The organism is Soonwooa sp. T0.1_25 (assembly GCF_057652215.1).
Genome location: NZ_JBYFBZ010000001.1, coordinates 286,842 through 305,292 on the forward strand (window position 1 = coordinate 286,842; position 18,451 = coordinate 305,292).

At 36.2% G+C, this 18,451-nt stretch carries 15 protein-coding genes and 1 pseudogene; 4 read left to right on the forward strand and 12 right to left on the reverse strand.

Translation table 11 applies throughout. The features are described 5' to 3' along the window. Nucleotides 1–8 precede the first annotated feature (8 nt). The 3 genes from gdhA to AC23MB_RS01405 form a co-directional block, all read right to left on the reverse strand. The gene (gdhA, locus tag AC23MB_RS01395) at nucleotides 9–1,367 is read right to left on the reverse strand and encodes an NADP-specific glutamate dehydrogenase (RefSeq protein ID WP_487786347.1); all 1,359 of its coding nucleotides are present in this window, start codon (nucleotides 1,365–1,367) and stop codon (nucleotides 9–11) included. Between the two features lie 177 nt (nucleotides 1,368–1,544). Further along, nucleotides 1,545–2,651 (reverse strand): DNA-processing protein DprA, encoded by a 1,107-nt coding sequence (gene dprA, locus AC23MB_RS01400; RefSeq protein ID WP_312323603.1) that lies wholly within the window; start codon nucleotides 2,649–2,651, stop codon nucleotides 1,545–1,547. A gap of 20 nt (nucleotides 2,652–2,671) precedes the next feature. Continuing rightward, nucleotides 2,672–3,448, reverse strand: a complete 777-nt coding sequence (locus AC23MB_RS01405; protein ID WP_487786348.1) for a rhomboid family intramembrane serine protease — start codon at nucleotides 3,446–3,448, stop codon at nucleotides 2,672–2,674. 141 nt (nucleotides 3,449–3,589) lie between these two features. On the opposite strand from AC23MB_RS01405, the gene AC23MB_RS01410 reads away from it, so the two are divergent. Together AC23MB_RS01410 and AC23MB_RS01415 are read left to right on the forward strand one after the other, a co-directional pair. Continuing rightward, the gene (locus tag AC23MB_RS01410; protein ID WP_487786349.1) at nucleotides 3,590–4,696 is read left to right on the forward strand and encodes a DUF3078 domain-containing protein; all 1,107 of its coding nucleotides are present in this window, start codon (nucleotides 3,590–3,592) and stop codon (nucleotides 4,694–4,696) included. A 30-nt stretch (nucleotides 4,697–4,726) separates the two neighbouring features. Beyond that, nucleotides 4,727–5,614, forward strand: a pseudogene (locus AC23MB_RS01415) (DUF3078 domain-containing protein). 62 nt (nucleotides 5,615–5,676) lie between these two features. On the opposite strand, the gene msrA reads toward AC23MB_RS01415, so the two are convergent. The 5 genes from msrA to AC23MB_RS01440 all read right to left on the reverse strand — a co-directional run bounded on the left by msrA (nucleotide 5,677) and on the right by AC23MB_RS01440 (nucleotide 12,093). Continuing rightward, nucleotides 5,677–6,324: a peptide-methionine (S)-S-oxide reductase MsrA gene (msrA, locus tag AC23MB_RS01420; protein WP_313027323.1), complete on the reverse strand. Its 648-nt coding sequence runs from the start codon at nucleotides 6,322–6,324 to the stop codon at nucleotides 5,677–5,679. A gap of 22 nt (nucleotides 6,325–6,346) precedes the next feature. Further along, nucleotides 6,347–7,312 carry an ROK family protein gene (locus AC23MB_RS01425; RefSeq protein WP_313027319.1) on the reverse strand — a complete coding sequence of 322 codons (966 nt, stop codon included), beginning with the start codon at nucleotides 7,310–7,312 and terminating at the stop codon, nucleotides 6,347–6,349. A 191-nt stretch (nucleotides 7,313–7,503) separates the two neighbouring features. Further along, the gene (gene secA, locus AC23MB_RS01430; protein WP_312321591.1) at nucleotides 7,504–10,575 is read right to left on the reverse strand and encodes a preprotein translocase subunit SecA; all 3,072 of its coding nucleotides are present in this window, start codon (nucleotides 10,573–10,575) and stop codon (nucleotides 7,504–7,506) included. A 114-nt stretch (nucleotides 10,576–10,689) separates the two neighbouring features. Beyond that, nucleotides 10,690–10,911: a DUF2795 domain-containing protein gene (locus AC23MB_RS01435; protein ID WP_079666493.1), complete on the reverse strand. Its 222-nt coding sequence runs from the start codon at nucleotides 10,909–10,911 to the stop codon at nucleotides 10,690–10,692. A gap of 156 nt (nucleotides 10,912–11,067) precedes the next feature. Further along, nucleotides 11,068–12,093 carry a GDP-mannose 4,6-dehydratase gene (locus AC23MB_RS01440; protein ID WP_312321595.1) on the reverse strand — a complete coding sequence of 342 codons (1,026 nt, stop codon included), beginning with the start codon at nucleotides 12,091–12,093 and terminating at the stop codon, nucleotides 11,068–11,070. A gap of 141 nt (nucleotides 12,094–12,234) precedes the next feature. On the opposite strand from AC23MB_RS01440, the gene AC23MB_RS01445 reads away from it, so the two are divergent. Next, nucleotides 12,235–13,029, forward strand: coding sequence for a DUF2797 domain-containing protein (locus AC23MB_RS01445; RefSeq protein ID WP_487786350.1), 795 nt, complete (start codon nucleotides 12,235–12,237; stop codon nucleotides 13,027–13,029). A 32-nt stretch (nucleotides 13,030–13,061) separates the two neighbouring features. Here AC23MB_RS01445 and AC23MB_RS01450 read toward each other — a convergent pair whose 3' ends face one another. The 4 genes from AC23MB_RS01450 to AC23MB_RS01465 form a co-directional block, all read right to left on the reverse strand. Continuing rightward, nucleotides 13,062–13,409 carry a hypothetical protein gene (locus AC23MB_RS01450; protein ID WP_312321599.1) on the reverse strand — a complete coding sequence of 116 codons (348 nt, stop codon included), beginning with the start codon at nucleotides 13,407–13,409 and terminating at the stop codon, nucleotides 13,062–13,064. A 103-nt stretch (nucleotides 13,410–13,512) separates the two neighbouring features. Next, a complete protein-coding gene (locus AC23MB_RS01455) occupies nucleotides 13,513–13,803 on the reverse strand; it encodes a hypothetical protein (protein ID WP_312321600.1) in 291 nt (96 codons plus the stop codon). 114 nt (nucleotides 13,804–13,917) lie between these two features. Then, complete coding sequence (locus AC23MB_RS01460) at nucleotides 13,918–14,538, reverse strand: hypothetical protein (RefSeq protein WP_312321601.1); 621 nt, start codon at nucleotides 14,536–14,538, stop codon at nucleotides 13,918–13,920. Next, entirely contained in the window at nucleotides 14,538–14,891 is a 354-nt protein-coding gene (locus AC23MB_RS01465; protein WP_312321602.1) for a hypothetical protein, read from the reverse strand. The genes AC23MB_RS01460 and AC23MB_RS01465 overlap by 1 nt, the downstream gene beginning before the upstream one ends. 153 nt (nucleotides 14,892–15,044) lie before the next feature. Here AC23MB_RS01465 and mfd point away from each other — a divergent pair, with 153 nt between their 5' ends. Further along, nucleotides 15,045–18,413 carry a transcription-repair coupling factor gene (gene mfd / locus AC23MB_RS01470; protein ID WP_374329191.1) on the forward strand — a complete coding sequence of 1,123 codons (3,369 nt, stop codon included), beginning with the start codon at nucleotides 15,045–15,047 and terminating at the stop codon, nucleotides 18,411–18,413. Nucleotides 18,414–18,451 lie beyond the last annotated feature (38 nt).

Sequence of the window (18,451 nt, forward strand, 5' to 3'; positions counted from 1 at the left end):
GTTTTATTTTAAACCACACCTTGCGCTAACATCGCTTCGGCAACTTTAACAAAACCTGCTATGTTTGCACCTTTTACATAGTTAACATAACCATCTTCTTCTTTACCGTAATCGCGACAAGCTTTGTGAATGCCAATCATAATTTCTTTAAGACGAGCATCAACTTCTTGGGATGTCCAGTTAAGACGAATAGAATTTTGCGTCATTTCTAGACCAGAAGTTGCTACACCGCCAGCATTAGAAGCTTTTCCAGGAGAGAATAAAACTTTATTTTCTAAGAAATAATTAATTGCTTCCAAAGTTGAAGGCATATTAGCCGCTTCTGTCACACAGATACATCCATTAGCAACCAACTTTTTAGCATCATCCAAATCTAATTCATTTTGAGTAGCAGACGGAATTGCAATGTCACATTTCACTTCCCAAGGACGTTTCCCAGCAAAGAATTTTGCGTTAGGATATTTTTTAACATAATCCTCAGCTCGATTATTTCCAGTTGCTCTTAACTCTAATAGGTAGTCAATTTTTTCACCAAAAATCCCTTCTTCATCGTAGATATAGCCGTCAGGACCAGAGATTGTAACTGTCTTGCCTCCAAGTTGTTCAATCTTTTTGATAACACCCCAAGACACATTTCCGAAACCAGAAACTGTAACAATTTTTCCTTTAATATCTTGATTAATCGTTTTTAGCATTTGCTCCGTGAAATACACAACACCGAATCCTGTTGCCTCTGGACGAATCAAAGATCCACCATAAGCCAAGCCTTTACCAGTCAACACACCCGTGAACTCGTTACGGATACGTTTGTACTGTCCGAAAAGATATCCAATTTCTCGAGCACCAACACCAATGTCACCAGCTGGGACGTCAGTTTCAGGACCGATATGCTTGCACAATTCTGTCATGAAGGATTGGCAGAAACGCATCACTTCCATATCGGACTTGCCTTGTGGATCGAAATCTGAACCGCCTTTACCACCACCCATCGGAAGCGTTGTCAAAGAGTTTTTGAAAACTTGTTCGAAAGCCAAAAACTTAAGAACACTTAGGTTAACAGTCGGGTGAAATCTGATACCGCCTTTGTACGGGCCAATTGCAGAGTTCATCTGGATACGGAATCCGCGGTTAACTTGGATTTCGCCTTTGTCATCTACCCATGGCACACGGAAGATAATTGCACGTTCTGGCTCAGCCATTCTTTCTAGCAACTTCATGCCGTCGTACTCTGGCCTCGTTGCAATAAAAGGGATAACCGTCACAGCAACTTCTTTCACCGCTTGGATAAATTCTGGTTCGTTTGGATTTTTCGCTTCGATATTGGCGATAAAATCCTTAATCTTTTGATCGATTTCGTGTTGCTCCATAAAGCTTTAATGTTATGTGACAAATTTAATTTTATTTTCAAAAAAGCAAAACAATTATTGAGTTTTTTTAATGCTTTTTAGCTTAAACAAATATTTTTCTTAATGTTTTTATAAAATGCTTTTCTTTTTGAAAATTTAGAACTAAAAATAAAATTTTCTTATCAAGTTAACAATATATTAATAATTCGAACAAGTGTAATTCTTGCCGGATTGCGATTTTATGTATCCCAAAAGTTCCATTTCTAATAAAATATTGAGAAGTTCTTGCGGATTTTTATCGATTTTGTTTAATAACTCGTCAAAAGAAATGCTAATCTTTTCTTGTATTAAACGATAGATTTTCGATTGTATTGGGTTATCAATAGTTGGAATTTCAAACTGTAAGAAAAGATTTCCAACTTCTGCTTGATTGGTGAAGCAAGTTTGCACCAAATCTGATACAGAGTGGATAATTTGCGCTTTATTCTGCGAAATTAGAAGATTGCAACCTTGGCTGTATTTATCCGATAGCTTTCCTGGAAGTGCGAAAACATCGCGGTTGTAGTCGTTGGCGAAATTGGCGGTGTTCATCGATCCGCCTCCAAATGCCGATTCTACGATGATGCATTGTTGAGAAAATCCTGCAATAATACGATTGCGTTGGAGAAAATGTTCGCGGTCAGGTTTTGATTTCGAAGTATATTCTGAAATAAGAGCGCCACCGTTGTCAATAATTTGGTGTGATAAACGATGATGTTTAGAAGGATAAATCATGTGTAAACCATGCGCCAAAACTGCAACAGTCGGGATGTTGAGTTGTAGAGATTTTTCATGAACTTGAGCGTCAACACCATAAGCAAGACCGCTGATGGTTGAAACTTTTTTAGGTTTTAATTCAGATAAAAAGTCGTCGATAAATTGCTTCCCATAGCTCGTGATATTTCTTGTACCAACAATGCTGACATTATGCGTCTTAACAGGTATTTGCCCTTTAACGAAGAGTAAAACTGGCGCATCTGGACATTCTCGAAGAAGTTGCGGATAATCTTTGTCTTGGAAAGAAATGATTTTAATATCGTTTTTCTCACAAAACTGTAACTCCGAAGTCGCAAAATCCAAATGTTTTTCGGAACCGATTTCTTCCGAGCGTTTATCACCAATACCAAAGATCTGTTTGAGAGAAGATTTTGGAAGATTCCAGACTTGCTCGGCAGATCCAAATTCGTCAATCAGTTTTTTATAATTGAGATTCCCAAGTTGATGGCAACTTCGTAATGCAATAGCGTATAGATGCTCAGTGTTCATCGTTTTGGATTTTAGAATGGTTACTTAGATTCGCGACGTCTTATCTCATCAAGATGATCCCAAATATTATCTTTTGGTTTGTGAGGAAGCTCCAAAAAGTCATCTGGAAATTTCTCTTTATATTCTTGCCACATTTTGTCATCTTTCTCGTTGTAATAGTTCGGGAATTCCCAAATGAATTTTTTCTTTTTTTCTCCTATTTTTCTGAACAAAAATGCGAGAATTATCCCAACCAAGCCACCAGCAAGGTGTGACTGCCAAGAGATTCTGCTTGGCTCTTGTAAGTTACTAAATAATTCTTCTGGTAACATACCCCAAACCAAACTTCCGTAATATAAAGCGACTAACAAAGAGATTGTTAACAACTTCATATCCCAACGAAAAAGTCCGCTAAAGAACAAGAAAAATGCTAAAACATAGACTACGCCGCTGGCGCCGATGATACAGGCGTAGTTCCATTGTCCTGTAAAAATATCGATTGGCGGAAGTAGCCACACCAAAAGTCCTGTGCTAATCCAACCTGTTATTAAAATTTTGTCCGCAATTGTTGGATAAAATGTATACAACAAAAATAAAAGTACAGCGATCGGAACACTATTTCCGAAAATATGTTCGAGGCTTCCATGTAAAAATGGAGAGGTGATAATCCCTACGAGCCCGTCCGGCATCAACGGAATAATGGCACCTGTACAATTGCTGAAAAAACCTAAGTTTTGTAATGCATAGCCAATCCACATTAATGCAAGCATTAGGATAGGAGAAACAAGTGCTTTGCGGTTGATACTTTTTATAAACATATCTTTGGATTGTCAAATTGGTTGCCAAAAATAGAATTAGGAAATTCTGTCCAGATTTTTGTATAGAGGGCTTTAACTTTTAAAAAAAGTGAAATTATTTATTTTGTCTTAATTTTGCAGATTGTAAGATTGAATTAAACGATGAAGAAATTATTTTCAGTAGTATTTGTAGGATTAAATTTAATATTATTTTCTCAGAAAAGACCTGATCTTAGCAAAATAATTGACTCCATAGCGCAAGCTAATTGGACAAGTGCTAATACCGTTTTGGATAGTATTGATACAGAAACGCTGTCTAATATAAAGGTCATTAAAAAAGGTGATACAATCATCATCAAAGATCGGCCGCAAGTGTCACTACAAGATATGCCAATAACGCCTTATAGTATGTTTAACACTGTTGAAGCACAACGATGGTTTATTTTTGGACAAAATAGTCTGGTATTTAACCAATCGTCGTTTTCGAATTGGTATGCTGGGGGTAATGACAACATTGGGGTTATCGGAAAAGTAAACTATAATTTTAATTACAAAACAGGAAAACATTTTCTTGAAAATAATGTTCAGCTAGGTTATGGTTTTGTGTCGTCAACGGGACAATCGACCAGAAAAACTGAAGATTACATCAACATTTCTTCCAATTATGGCTATGATTTAGGCGCTAATTATTATTTGTCAACAGGTTTCCAGTTTGCATCGCAATTTGGGGCTGGATATAATTATTCTTTAACACCTGACCCTACCTATAATGATCGCGTTTCCAAATTTATGGCACCGGGTTATCTTAACTTAGGTCTTGGTATTTCTTTCAATCCTAATGACAATTTCCAATTGGTGATGCGTCCTGTCAATGGTAAGTTTACATTTGTCTTAGACCCACATCTACAACAAGCTGGTAAATTCGGTCTAGAAAGAGATGGACAAAGCATGAGAACAGAGCTTGGGGCGATGGTTAATGCGACCTATCGTATTAATATTATGAAAGATATGACGCTCCTCAACAAACTGAATCTTTTCTCCAATTATTTAGAACATTTTGAACGTGTTGATGTAGCTTATTCAGCAGCTTTAAATATGAAGTTCAATAGATTTATAACGACTGTTGTCACATTTGACATGGTGTACGATCATGACCAAATTGCGGGTTTACAAACTAAACAAACTTTGGGTGTTGGTTTAACTTATAATTTTGGATTCAAACTTGAACGTGATAAAAACAGTAAAATAATTAATCCTTTTATTAAATAATACAAACATGAAAAACTTTTATTCGCCTCTTTGTTTTTGACTGTTCTTGCAAAGGCGAAAGATAACAAAGAAGTTGCGGGTGCGGAGTCTACAAAAGCGTGGTCTATCGTTGGTCAAAATACGTTAATGCTAAACCAAGCGGCTTTCTCCAACTGGGTTGGTGGTGGAGCTAACAACGTTGGCTGGGTTGCGGGTGTTAACTAAAACATGACTTACGAAAAAGATAAAGACCTTTGGGAAAATATCTTGATTTTAGGTTGCGGGATGAACAATACAAAAGGTCTAGGAAATCGTAAAACACAAGATATCATCAATCTTTCTACTAACTATGGTAGACAAATTTCTGGTCATTGGTATGCGTCAGGTGGTGCAAGTTTGTTAACACAATTTTAGGCAGGTTATGAGGATGGCAACAATCCTGATGCTAAAAAGATTTCAAACTTTATGGCGCCAGGTTATGTTAATGTTGGTGCGGGTTTTACATACAAGCCGAATGATAATTTTACAATGTCACTACATGCAGCCAATGCGAGATGGACTTTTGTCGGTGATAAAGATTTACAATTGGCAGGTGATTACGGGCTTAAACATGATGGCGATTCGTCATTGTTCCAGTTCAGTTTCTTGGGAACAGTGCAATACAAATTGCAAATTATGGAGAATATCAGCTTGATGAACTCGGCTTCGGTATTTTCGAATTATCTAGATCATCCTGAGCGTTTGATGCTGTCGTACGGCGGTGTTCTTAACATGAAAATTAATAAATATATTTCGTCGTTAATCACTCTAGATCTTATCTACGATCACAATCAAATTAAGAAAACTCAGCTTAAACAAACTTTGGGAATCGGTCTTGCGTATAACATCGATAACGGTGTAAAACGTTCTGAAAGAAAAGATAACCAAACTTGGAAGTAGTTTTTAATTAAATTTAAAACATATAAAAAAGCGCTTTAGAATTTCTAGAGCGCTTTTTAATTTTATTCAGGTTTCAACATGTCTAATGCACCAAAATGTTTTTTAAACTTCTGAATTTTAGGACCAACCACCGCGCTACAATAAGGTTGTGTGGGATTGGCGTTGTAATAACCTTGATGATAAGTTTCTGCAGCCCAAAATTTTTCAAACGGAACAATTTCTGTCACATATTTTCCTTCCCATTCCTGCTTCGCTTCCGAGTTTTTAAGAGAAGTTTGAGCGTCTTGTTTTTGTTGTTCAGAATGATAAAAAATCACCGAACGATATTGTGTTCCAATATCATTGCCCTGTCGGTTAAGCGTTGTTGGGTTGTGTAAAAACCAAAACACTTCCAAGAGTTTTGAAAACGAGATGATGCTTGGATCAAATTTAATTTGCACGACTTCTGCATGACCAGTTTCTCCCGTACAAACTTCCTCGTAAGTGGGATTGTCTTTATGTCCACCAGAATATCCAGAGGTTACACTTTCGACACCTTTTAACATATTGAAACAGCTTTCGACACACCAAAAACAGCCTCCTCCTATTGTTGCTAATTCCATTTTATGATTATTTTTAGGTTTAATATTTATAGTTTTAGGTTTAGAATCTTGTCCATTACAACTGACAAATACTACCAAGGTCAATATAAATAATGCAAGATTTTTCATTTTTAAAAAAGTTTAAATAAAATTATTTTTCCCAGACCAAAGCACTTGCGCCAAGAATGGCTGCATCGGCTTCGTCCAATTCGCTGGTGACTAACTTCACTTTGTTACGGAAAATCGGTAACAAATTTTTCTCCATGTGGAGTTTGGTAGGTTTCAAAATATAATCGCCCGCTTTGATAACACCTCCAAATAACAAAATAGCTTCTGGTGAAGAGAACATAACAAAATTGGCTAAAGCTTCACCCAAAATTTGACCTGTATATCGGAAAACTTCCTTAGCAATATCATCGCCTTTTTCAGCACACTCAAATACGGTTTGCGAATTGATTTCATCTTCTGGAAAATCATTTAACATCGAACTCGGAAATTCTGCACGCAGTTTTTTGGCGGTGATACTAATGCCTGATGCCGATGCATAAGCTTCTAAAGAACCTTCGGAATCGGTGCTCCAATGTCTTCTTCCACCAGGTTTCACAATGGTGTGTCCTAATTCTCCCGCAAAACCGTCGTGGCCGTAGATTAATTGACCATTAGAAATAATACCGCTACCAACGCCAGTCCCCAAAGTTATCATGATAAAATCTCGCATACCGCGCGCGGCGCCGTACATCATTTCGCCCAAAGCGGCTGCATTGGCATCATTGGTGATGGTGCAAGGTTTTTCAAATTTTTCTGTGATTAATTTAGCAAATGGGATTATACCTTTCCAGTTAAGATTGGGAGCATGCTCAATCGTTCCTTTATAATAATTAGCGTTGGGAGCGCCAACGCCAACGCCACGCACCGATACTTCGGGATGCATGTCAACCAAGGTTTTTATATTGTTGTAAAGCTCATCTATAAAGTCTTCGACTTTGTCGTAACCCGTTGTTTTTAGGCTTCCTTTTTGGAGAATTTCGCCACGGTGGTTAACGAGTCCGAACTTAGTGTTAGTGCCGCCAATATCGATACCGATTGCGACTTCGTTGGATAAATCTAGTAATGCCATCTTGTATTTTATCGAAGGATAAATTTAGTGAAAATCTTAGAGCTTAAACATGATAAGCACAAAAGTTTCAAAAGATAATAAAAGTTTTGTTTTAAAGTTTTTTTCAATCTACAGCTCGTTAGTATTTTAATTTTAAAAACAAAAAACCGAAGATTGTAGAAAAATCTCCGGTTTTATGATATTTAATATTCTTATGCAGGAATTTCGCCTTTGTATAAAAATGAAATGATTTCTTTATTAACCTTGTCAACCATCTCGCTGAATAGGAAGAAAGACTCTTGCTTGTAGATTACTAGCGGATCCTTTTGCTCGTATACAGCACCTTGTGATGATCTTCTCAAGTCGTCCATCTCACGAAGGTGAGTTTTCCAGTTTTCATCGATGATTGCAAGACAGATATTTTTTTCAAAATCTGTGATAAGACTCTCACACTTAGTTTCGTAAGCTTGTTGAAGATCTGTTACAATAGTTGTTGTTTTAACACCGTCAGAGAAAGGAACTTGGATCATTTTGAACATGCTACCTTGATTAAGGAAAACATTCTCGATGATTGGGTTTGCTTTTTCTTTAAGAAGTTGCAACTTCATTTTGTAATCTTCTTGTGCGCTTGCAAATACTTTGTCCACCAATTGTTTCTCTTGTAAGTTGCTGAATTCTTGCTCAGTAACCGGAGATTCCATTGTAAAATATTTAATTAAATCAAATTCAAAATCTTTGAAGTTTCCGTTAGCTTTAGCCGCCGCAACAATAGATGCAGACGTATCGTAGATCATGTTAACGATATCATACTTAAGGTGATCACCGAACAATGCATTCTTTCTTCTCTTGTAGATTACGTCACGTTGTTTGTTCATCACGTCATCATATTCTAGAAGCTTTTTACGAATACCAAAGTTATTTTCTTCAACTTTTTTCTGAGCTCTTTCGATAGATTTAGAAATCATTGAGTGTTGAATAACTTCACCATCTTTATGGCCCATTCTGTCCATCATTTTCGCAATTCTTTCTGAACCGAAAAGACGCATCAAGTTATCTTCCAAAGACACATAGAATTGTGAAGAACCTGGATCTCCTTGACGACCAGCACGACCTCTTAACTGTCTGTCAACACGTCTAGAGTCGTGTCTTTCTGTACCAATAATTGCTAAACCTCCCGCATCTTTAACTTCTGATGAAAGCTTGATATCGGTACCACGACCTGCCATGTTAGTTGCAATGGTTACAACACCTGGTTGACCTGCTCCAGCAACGATTTCCGCTTCTTTCTTGTGAAGTTTCGCGTTAAGAACTTGGTGCTTAATTTTTCTAAGTTGTAATGCTCTCGATAACAATTGAGAAATCTCTACCGAAGTTGTCCCTACAAGAACTGGTCTTCCAGCAGCTGTTAATTTTTCAATTTCTTCGATTACGGCATTATATTTTTCACGATTCGTTTTGTATACCAGATCGTGTCTGTCATGTCTTTGGATTGGTCTGTTGGTTGGGATAACCACAACATCCAATTTATAAATTTGCCAGAATTCTCCAGCTTCAGTTTCCGCTGTACCAGTCATACCTGCTAACTTGTTGTACATACGGAAATAGTTCTGTAAAGTAACCGTTGCGAAAGTTTGTGTCGCTGCTTCGATTTTTACATTTTCTTTAGCTTCAATCGCTTGGTGAAGACCGTCAGAATAACGACGACCGTCCATGATACGACCAGTTTGCTCGTCAACAATTTTTACTTCACCATCGATAACAACGTACTCATCATCTTTTTCGAAAAGTGTGTAAGCTTTAAGAAGTTGGTTAAGGGTATGGATACGCTCAGATTTAACAGCGAAATCTCTGAACAATTCATCTTTTTTAGCGAATTCTTCTTCTTTTGTTAAACCTTGTTTTTCTAGTTCTGCTACTTCTGTCCCGATGTCTTGCAATACGAAGAAGTTAGGATCTTCGTTACCAGCAGACATATATTCTACACCTTTGTCAGTAAGATCGATTTGATTGTTTTTTTCATCAATCACAAAATAAAGATCTTTATCTACAATTGGCATGTCGCGGTTGTTGTCTTGCATATATTGCGCTTCAACTTTTTGAAGTAATGCACGATTTCCGCTTTCTGATAAGAATTTAATTAAAGGACGAGATTTTGGAAGTCCTCTGTAAGCTTGTAATAATTTGAAACCACCTTCTTTAGTATTTCCGTTGGCAATTAATTTTTTTGCTTCATTAAAAATACCTGTTATGGTTCTTTTTTGGATTTCAACGATACGATCGATTGATGGTTTTAAAACATCAAATTCTTGTCTATCACCTTGTGGAACTGGTCCAGAAATAATTAATGGCGTTCTTGCATCATCAATTAAAACTGAGTCAACCTCATCGACGATCGCAAAGTTAAGTTCACCTTGTACCAATTCGGTTGGTGAAGTTACCATATTATCTCTTAAGTAATCGAAACCAAATTCGTTGTTTGTTCCGTACGTAATGCTCGATTGGTAAGCTTTTCTTCTAGCATCCGAGTTAGGTTGGTGGTTATCTATACAATCGATAGTCATCCCGTGGAACATGTAAAGTGGTCCCATCCAAGCGGAGTCACGTTTTGCAAGATAGTCGTTAACTGTTACGACGTGTACACCACGTCCCGGAAGTGCATTTAAGAATATTGGAAGTGTCCCTACTAAAGTTTTACCTTCACCAGTTGCCATCTCCGCAATCTTACCAGAGTGTAGTACAATACCACCAATAAACTGAGTGTCATAATGTACCATATCCCAAGTTACGGCTGTACCAGCTGCGTCCCATTGGTTTTTCCAAACGGCAATGTCGCCTTCCAACTCTACGAAATCTCTAGTTGCAGCCAACTCTCTGTCCCAATCAGTGGCTTTCACGCGGATTGATCCATTCTGAGCGAGACGTCTAGAAGTTTCTTTTACTAATGCGAAAGCTTCTGGAAGAATCTCTCCAAGGACTTTCTCTTCGATTTGGTAAGAATCTTTTTTAAGAGCTTCTATTTTACCGAAAAGTGCTTCCTTCTCATCAATATTTTCTGTAGTTTTTATTTGTTCTTGTACAGAGTTAATCTGCTCTGTAATAGAAGCTGTAGCTGTTTTGATCTTTGATCTAAACTCTTCTGTCTTCTCTCTCAGTCCATCATCTGTTAGTTGCTGAATGTTAGGCTCTACAGCTTTGATCTTGTTAACAACTTTTTTTACTTCTTTTAAGTCCTTTGCGTTTTTATCACCCAAAAAACTTTTAAGAACACTATTTAAAAAACTCATTATCTATTGATTTTTTCGTCAGGAATCATCCTTAGTTTTGAAGAAAACCAAATGTCTTCTTCGTTAATAATTCAGTGAAGCCTTTGGAGGTTGTCCAAAGGCATTATTATAATATTAATATTCGTCTTCGTTCCACAAGAAGTCTTCGTCAGACGGGTAGTCAGACCATACTTCTTCGATGCTTTCGTAGACTTCACCTTCGTCTTCGATGGCTTGTAAGTTTTCAACAACTTCCATTGGCGCACCAGTTCTGATGGCATAGTCGATAAGTTCTGCCTTAGTCATTGGCCAAGGTGCGTCGCTCAGATATGAAGCTAATTCTAAAGTCCAGTACATAATTTAATTTTTTGCAAAAGTAAAAAAATAGGTTATATAATATAAGTTTTATTCTCAATTTTCAAATAAATTTAAAAACTTTTTAAATTTATTTTTAAGTTTAATTTAATAAAAAGCTTGCGAAGTGCTGTATTTAATATTGTTTCGCGAGACTTGCTAAGCTTTTCTCAAAAACCATTCCACAAATTTTTTTATGCCATTTTGGAAGTTGGTCGTTGGTTTATAGTCAATTATTGTCATAGCTTTTGTAATATCAGCGTTCGTTTTTGTCACATCGCCAGGTTGCATTGGCAGTTTTTTGAGATGTGCTTTTTGTGACATTTCTGTTTCTATGGTGGATAACATTTCGTGGAGGTTGATAACTTCGCTTTCGCCAAGATTCAAGATTTCGTAGACGTTATCGTTGTTTTCAAGATAATTAATCGATTTCAAGATGCCATCAATAATATCATCAATAAAGGTGTAGTCTCTCGCCGTGCTACCATCGCCGTAGAAAGGAAGTTCTTTTTCTTCAGAAATTAATTTCGTGAATTTATGAATTGCCAAGTCTGGACGTTGCTTCGGACCATAAACCGTGAAGAAACGCAACTGTATCATATCTATACTATAAAGATGATGATAAACGTGTCCCATTATTTCACCACATTTTTTAGTAGCAGCGTAAGGCGAAATCGGTCTGTCAACATTGTCAGTTTCAGAAAACGGAATTTTCTCATTATTACCATAAACACTTGAAGAAGATGCACAAACAAACTTTTTAATATTGTGTTTTTTGCAAAGTTCCCAAAGGTTCATTGTGCCACGGATGTTGACAGATTCGTAATCCAAAGGTCTTTCAATAGAAGGTCTAACACCTGCCAAAGCCGCCAAGTGAATTACTAAATCAATTTTATGATTATCAAAAATTTTTTCTAAACCATCTAAATCTCGAATGTCTTGATAGTAAAGTTGATACTTGTCGCTTTTTGTTAGATTTTTAAGATTTGCAATATCTTCTTCTTTATTATTAAAATCAAATGCCACTGAAAGACCAGTGCTGTCTAAAGTATTTTCTATTTTAATTTTATAATCGTAAAAATCATCAAAATTATCGGTGTTAATGACAGAATGTCCATTTTTAAGAAGATGTTCGACAAGGTGAGAGCCGATAAAGCCCGAACCACCTGTAACCAGATATTGCATACTTGTGTTTTCTTGATTCGCAAATGTAACAAAATAAAGAGATTTTTAATGAAAAGCTTTTGTAACAAGTTACAGTTTTTTGCACATATTTTAATAATGATAAAATAGAAAAGACTAATTTTATAGTCTTAAATTTTTGAGATGATATTTTCTGGACAAATTCTAAAGATGAGTTCGCAATTGGCAGAACCTATTCAATATTTTTTAAATCTAAATGATGATTTGATTTCGATGAATCAAATTTTCGGAAAAGAACTTCGCATCAAACATATTGGTTATCAATGTGTGAATTGTGGGAGCGATGAGAAAATCTACAGAATGGGGTTTTGCAAAAAATGCTTTTTCGAAAGTCCATATGCGAGCGACACCATCATTCGTCCAGAGTTGTCAACAGCACATCTTGGCATTGCAGAGCGCGATTTAGAAGTTGAAAAATCTATTCAGTTAGTTCCTCATGTCGTGTATCTTTCGTACACGGGCGACGTTAAAGTAGGTGTGACACGTGAGACGCAAGTGCCAACACGTTGGATCGACCAAGGTGCAACTTTTGCTTTACCAATTGCGAGAACCGAAAATCGTTATGAAGCGGGAATGATCGAGGTCGAACTAAAACAACATATCGCAGACAAAACCAACTATAAAAAAATGTTAATGTCGGAACTTGAATCTGATTTGGATTTAAAAGAATTTCGTGATAAAATTTCGGAGTATTTTCCGAAGGATTTTAAGCAGTTTACAAGCGATGAAGAAAATATTGTAAAACTAGATTATCCATACACAGCGCCAGGAAAAGTCAATGTTTTCACTTTAGATAAGCAACCAGAATTCACTGGAATACTTAAAGGTATTAAAGGACAATATCTACAATTCGAAGGTGACTATTTCATCAATGTTCGTGGACACGAAGGTTATGTGATAGAGCTTGAGATAAAGTAAAAAAGGCGCTCAATTATTGAGCGCTTTTTTTATTACGACAGTTTAAATTGTGAATCTTCATCAAACGGAATCGCCTTTAGAAAATCATCAAATTCCGGTCCGTCATAATTACTTTCGGCGCCATAAGTTTCGATAAGGTAAGCTATTTCACCATCTTTGTCTTTCATAACATACAAAGCGGCGCTATCGGAAGGATTGCTTTCTCCTTCGAATCTGTAGGCACGAATAATTAATAATTCGTCAGGTTTATTGTAGATTTTCCCTGCGCCTTGCAATTCAAATACTTTATCATCATTCATGCGAACTTCTTTGTTAATGCCGTTTTGGGCAAGTTGTGCCATAAGTTCGCTAAGTGTTGTCATTGGATAGTCGAATGTCATAATATTGTGATTTTGTAAAGTCTAGCAAATATTATGCAATAAAAAACCTCGCTTCAGAAAAATCTGAAACAAGGTTCACGCTAAAAATAAAAGTTATGAAAAATTATTTATTCTGTTTGTAACGCTTGTCTGGCGTACCATCTTTTTTAAGATGCTGATTTTGCTTGTAACGCTTGTCAGGTGTGCCGTCTTTTTTAAGCTTTACAGATGTTGTCTTCGTATCTGTCACAACAGCTTTACCTGTTGAGGATTTAACTTCTTTCAACTCTGTTTTTTTTACCGTTGTAGTAACTGGTTTGACAGGTGTTGTTTTAGATGTAGAAGGCTGGGTGCTTTGCGCACTCGCAATTCCTAAACCTAAACTTAAAGTTAATACTGTTAGGATATTTTTCATTTTGTTTGCTTTGTGAATTCTGTGGTAAAAGTATAGTAAAATTTCATTCGCTAAAACGAATTTGAAATATTTAACTATAATTTATCAAAGATTAAAAAAACATTAAAATGAAACTTAAAAGTTAATTCGGTAAGCAGCGCTGAAATTTAGAAACCAAGCTTTAGAGTAGAATTTTTCGATGTCCGGATTTTGATTTCTAATACTGGCTGTATAATAATTGAGTTTTGTTCCAAAAACAACTTGTTGAACGCCTTCACGATCCAATGTGTAAAGAATTTTTCCTCCAATATGAAAACCAGAATTTCCTTCATTAAATTTTCCTCCTTTGTCGATGAACTTTGAGGAAACTCTATAGATACTAGCACCTGCAAGGCCTTCAAGGTCGACAGCTTCGCTAATGTTGTGTTTGTAAAGTCCTGAAAATTCTACATTGTGCATGGTCGCAGCAGACATATAACCAAAAAGACCGCCTTGGTTATCTTGATTGAGATTTGCAGTCATATAATTGTATTCCGCTGTTAGTCCAAAGTTTTTATAAACATACAGAATTCCTCCAAGACCAAAACCAACAAATGGAGAAAGCGCTTTATTCATCGAATTATCTCCGATAGCCTTCATAACGCGAACGTTTGGTTCGATCGAAAACGACATTTCTTCAAGCAAGGCTTTCTTTTTTCTCGATTGTGATAAAACAAGTGTAGGGATAACTATGAGAAGTAGTGCAAGTCTTGACATTATTTAAATTTTATTTCATTAAAAACTAAATAAGTCACACCAGATGGTATAATAATACTGACTGAATCTGAGGCTATTTTGCAATTAGTATTGCTGTTAGAAAAAGTTTTAATTTTTGATTTGAATTGAAGTTTGTAATCTCCTGATGCGTATGGACCAGCTATAACAAATTGTCCATTTTCTTTCGGAAAAGTTTCTCCGATAATTCTGTTGTTGCTTATTAAATGGATTGGTGAGATCATAAAATCTTCTGCGCTATTTGGTCCAGGTATAACCTTTCCTTCAACATAAGCACGAAAAAGATCAGAATCATCACTGCTCTTACAAGAAATAATAAGAGAAACAACGATCATTATGTAACTGAAAAACCGTAACGTTTTTAGCATGCTTGCATCGAATTTTTAGAAAGCTAAGATATGAAAATTTCAGATTTCTTATATTTGCATAATAAATACGATTCCGGAAAACTTTCGGAATCGTTATGTCGTTTATAGACTTTAGAATTTATGTCACTAAAAACCATTCAACAATATCTTCTTCCAGACCTTTTGAAAAACGAATTTGGGAAATCCATTTTCGAGGCTTTGGAGCAATATCAACATATTTCTGTGAAAGGTTCGGCGGGATCGTCTGCTTCTATTTTTGCTGCGGAACTGTTTGTTACTCAGAAGAAAAGCATTCTTTTTATTTTTAATGATAAAGAAGAGGCTTTGTATGCGAATGCGGAAATAGAAGATCTTGTTGGGAAAGAAAATGTTCTGTATTTTCCAGCAACGCATCTTGATCCTTACCAAATAGAAAAGACGCAAAATGCCAATCTTGTACTTCGAACAGAGGTTCTTAATAAGTTGAATTCCAGTAAAAAAGCTAAAATAATTGTGGCTTATGCTGGCGCGCTGTCGGAGAAGGTTTTGAAGAAGGAAGATTTTAAAGCGATTTCACATCACATCAAAGTTGGTGATCAATTGGATTTTGATTTTGTTGATGAATTATTAAATCATTATCAATTTAACCAAACTGATTTTGTGTCTGAGCCTGGCGAATTTTCTATTCGTGGTGGAATTGTCGACGTATTTTCATTTGCGAACGAAAAACCATTCAGAATAACATTTTTTGGAAATGAAGTTGAAAGCATAAAAACGTTTGATATCGAAACGCAACTTTCTGTTGGAAAAGTAACGGATTTTCAATTGGTTTCGAACATGAATTATAGCGTTACTGGAAGTAAGGTTTCGTTGTTCGAATTGTTGCCAAAAGATTGTTTTGTTTTAGCGAAGAATGCTTTTATGTCATTAATTCAGGTTAAGAATTTTTACGAAAAAGCAGAAACAAAATTTGAAAGTCTTAATAAAGATATCAAACATCAAAGTCCAAAGGAGCTTTTTGTTTCGGAAGATGATTTTGTTAATTCTTTGAAGGATAGGGTTTTAGTTGATTTTACCTTGGATACACTCAAATTAGATGATATTAAATTTCATCAAGTTGATGCTTTCCAAACACAGCAACCTTCTTTCCATAAAAATTTTGAGTTTTTGATTGAAGATTTAATGGAGAAACAAGCAGAAGGTTATGATACTTGGATTTCCTTTTCAACAGAAAAACAAAAAGAAAGGCTAGAATCTATTTTTGCAGAACTGGAAAAAGAAGTGCCTTACAAAGGATTTTTGTCAGAGCTTCATGAAGGTTTTGTCGACAGTAAAAATAAAATTTCAGTCTACACAGATCATCAGATTTTTGATCGTTACCAACGTTTTAAAGCAAAGAATTCGTTCGCTAAAAGTGAACAGTTGACACTCAAGGATTTAACATCTTTGAAAATTGGTGATTACATTGCCCATATTGACCACGGAATTGGGAAATTTATGGGACTTGTGAAAGTTACTAATGATGGTAAAGTTCAGGAATGTTTTAAGCTAAGTTATAAGAATGGCGACTTACTTTATGTGAGTATTCATTCGCTTCATAAAATTTCAAAATACAATGGACTAGATGGTCGCGAGATTGTTTTAAGCAAGTTAGGTTCTCCTGCTTGGAAGACTTTAAAACAGAAAACTAAAGCTAAAGTTAAACAGATTGCATTTGATCTGATTAAGCTTTATGCCCAACGAAAAATGGCGCGAGGATTTGCTTTTTCACCAGATTCTTATTTACAAAATGAATTGGAAGCGAGTTTCTTGTACGAAGATACGCCAGATCAGGAGAAAGCAACTATTGATGTTAAACATGATATGGAAGCCGAAACCGTGATGGATCGTTTGATTTGCGGTGACGTTGGATTCGGTAAAACGGAAGTTGCAATTCGTGCTGCCTTCAAAGCGGCAACAGATGGGAAGCAAGTTGCGATTTTGGTACCGACGACAATTTTGGCATTTCAGCATTATCGAAGCTTTAAAGAAAGGCTTAAAGACTTCCCAGTTAACGTGTCGTATCTCAATAGGTTTCGTACGGCAAAACAAAAATCAGAAACCATACAAGCACTTGAAGAAGGAAAAGTTGATATTGTCATTGGTACGCACCAATTGGTTAGCAAAAATGTTAAATTCAAAGATTTGGGACTTTTAATTATTGATGAAGAGCACAAGTTCGGGGTTTCTGTAAAAGATAAACTTAAAACCCTGAAAAGTGATATCGATACGTTGACTTTGACAGCGACGCCGATTCCGAGAACTTTACAGTTTTCGTTGATGGCCGCTCGTGATTTATCGGTTATTAAAACACCACCGCCTAATCGTCAACCTGTTGATACACAGTTAATCGGTTTTGATGAAGAATTGATTCGAGATGCGGTTTCTTACGAGTTACAACGTGGTGGCCAGGTTTATTTTATTAATAATAGAATTGAAAACCTTAAAGACATTGCGGGGCTAATCCAAAGATTGGTTCCAGATGCTCGAGTAATTACTGGACATGGACAAATGGATGGCAAAAAGCTTGAAGAAAATGTCCTCGACTTTATGGAAGGCAAATATGATGTTTTGGTGTCGACAACCATTGTCGAAAGTGGAGTAGACGTGCCTAATGCGAATACGATTTTCATTAACGATGCGCACCGATTTGGGATGGCTGATTTGCACCAAATGCGTGGTCGTGTTGGTCGTAGTAACAGAAAAGCTTTTTGTTACCTTCTAACGCCGCCTATGGATATGATGACTTCCGATGCTAGAAAACGTCTTGAAGCCATCGAACAGTTTTCAGATTTGGGAAGTGGATTCCAAATAGCGATGAAGGATTTAGAAATTCGTGGTGCCGGAGATTTGTTGGGTGGTGAGCAAAGCGGTTTCATCAACGAAATGGGTTTTGAGGCTTATCAAAAAATTATGCAAGAAGCTTTGGAAGAATTAAAAGATGATGAAGAATTTGAGAAATTGTTTGATAATGAAGAAGAGCGTCAAAAATTAATTAAATCTACCAAAGAAGTTAATGTTGAAACCGATTTGGATTTGATGCTGCCAGACGATTATGTGTCGAGTACAGAAGAGCGACTTTTGTTGTATCAAAAATTGGCGGATATCGACAATGAAAAAGACTTGCAAAAATTTGAAAATGAATTGGTTGATAGATTTGGTGCGTTACCAAAAGAAGCGATTAATTTATTAAAAAGTGTTAGTCTAAAATGGCTTGCGGCTGATATTGGTTTTGATAAAATTGTTATGAAAAATCGAGTCTTTTTAGGTTATTTCCCAAGCAATCCGCAAGATAAGTTTTATCAAACAGAAAAGTTTAGAAAGATCATTTCCTATCTTCAACTTAATCCAGCAGAAGCGCAGCTAAAGGAGAAAGCCGGCAAGGAAGGAAGTCAGCTCATGATGCGTATTGACAATATTAATGATGTGGATGCCGTTAATATTTTATTGCAGAAGATTTTAGCAAGTTAGGATTAATCGAAATATAGTATTTTTGTAAAAATTTACAA

Coding starts and splice junctions, on each gene's coding strand:
- gdhA (WP_487786347.1), bottom strand. CDS start 1,367: ATGGAGCAACACGAAATCGATCAAAAGATTAAGGATTTTATCGCCAAT.
- dprA (WP_312323603.1), bottom strand. CDS start 2,651: ATGAACACTGAGCATCTATACGCTATTGCATTACGAAGTTGCCATCAA.
- AC23MB_RS01405 (WP_487786348.1), bottom strand. CDS start 3,448: ATGTTTATAAAAAGTATCAACCGCAAAGCACTTGTTTCTCCTATCCTA.
- AC23MB_RS01410 (WP_487786349.1), top strand. CDS start 3,590: ATGAAGAAATTATTTTCAGTAGTATTTGTAGGATTAAATTTAATATTA.
- msrA (WP_313027323.1), bottom strand. CDS start 6,324: ATGAAAAATCTTGCATTATTTATATTGACCTTGGTAGTATTTGTCAGT.
- AC23MB_RS01425 (WP_313027319.1), bottom strand. CDS start 7,312: ATGGCATTACTAGATTTATCCAACGAAGTCGCAATCGGTATCGATATT.
- secA (WP_312321591.1), bottom strand. CDS start 10,575: ATGAGTTTTTTAAATAGTGTTCTTAAAAGTTTTTTGGGTGATAAAAAC.
- AC23MB_RS01435 (WP_079666493.1), bottom strand. CDS start 10,911: ATGTACTGGACTTTAGAATTAGCTTCATATCTGAGCGACGCACCTTGG.
- AC23MB_RS01440 (WP_312321595.1), bottom strand. CDS start 12,093: ATGCAATATCTGGTTACAGGTGGTTCGGGCTTTATCGGCTCTCACCTT.
- AC23MB_RS01445 (WP_487786350.1), top strand. CDS start 12,235: ATGATATTTTCTGGACAAATTCTAAAGATGAGTTCGCAATTGGCAGAA.
- AC23MB_RS01450 (WP_312321599.1), bottom strand. CDS start 13,409: ATGACATTCGACTATCCAATGACAACACTTAGCGAACTTATGGCACAA.
- AC23MB_RS01455 (WP_312321600.1), bottom strand. CDS start 13,803: ATGAAAAATATCCTAACAGTATTAACTTTAAGTTTAGGTTTAGGAATT.
- AC23MB_RS01460 (WP_312321601.1), bottom strand. CDS start 14,538: ATGTCAAGACTTGCACTACTTCTCATAGTTATCCCTACACTTGTTTTA.
- AC23MB_RS01465 (WP_312321602.1), bottom strand. CDS start 14,891: ATGATCGTTGTTTCTCTTATTATTTCTTGTAAGAGCAGTGATGATTCT.
- mfd (WP_374329191.1), top strand. CDS start 15,045: ATGTCACTAAAAACCATTCAACAATATCTTCTTCCAGACCTTTTGAAA.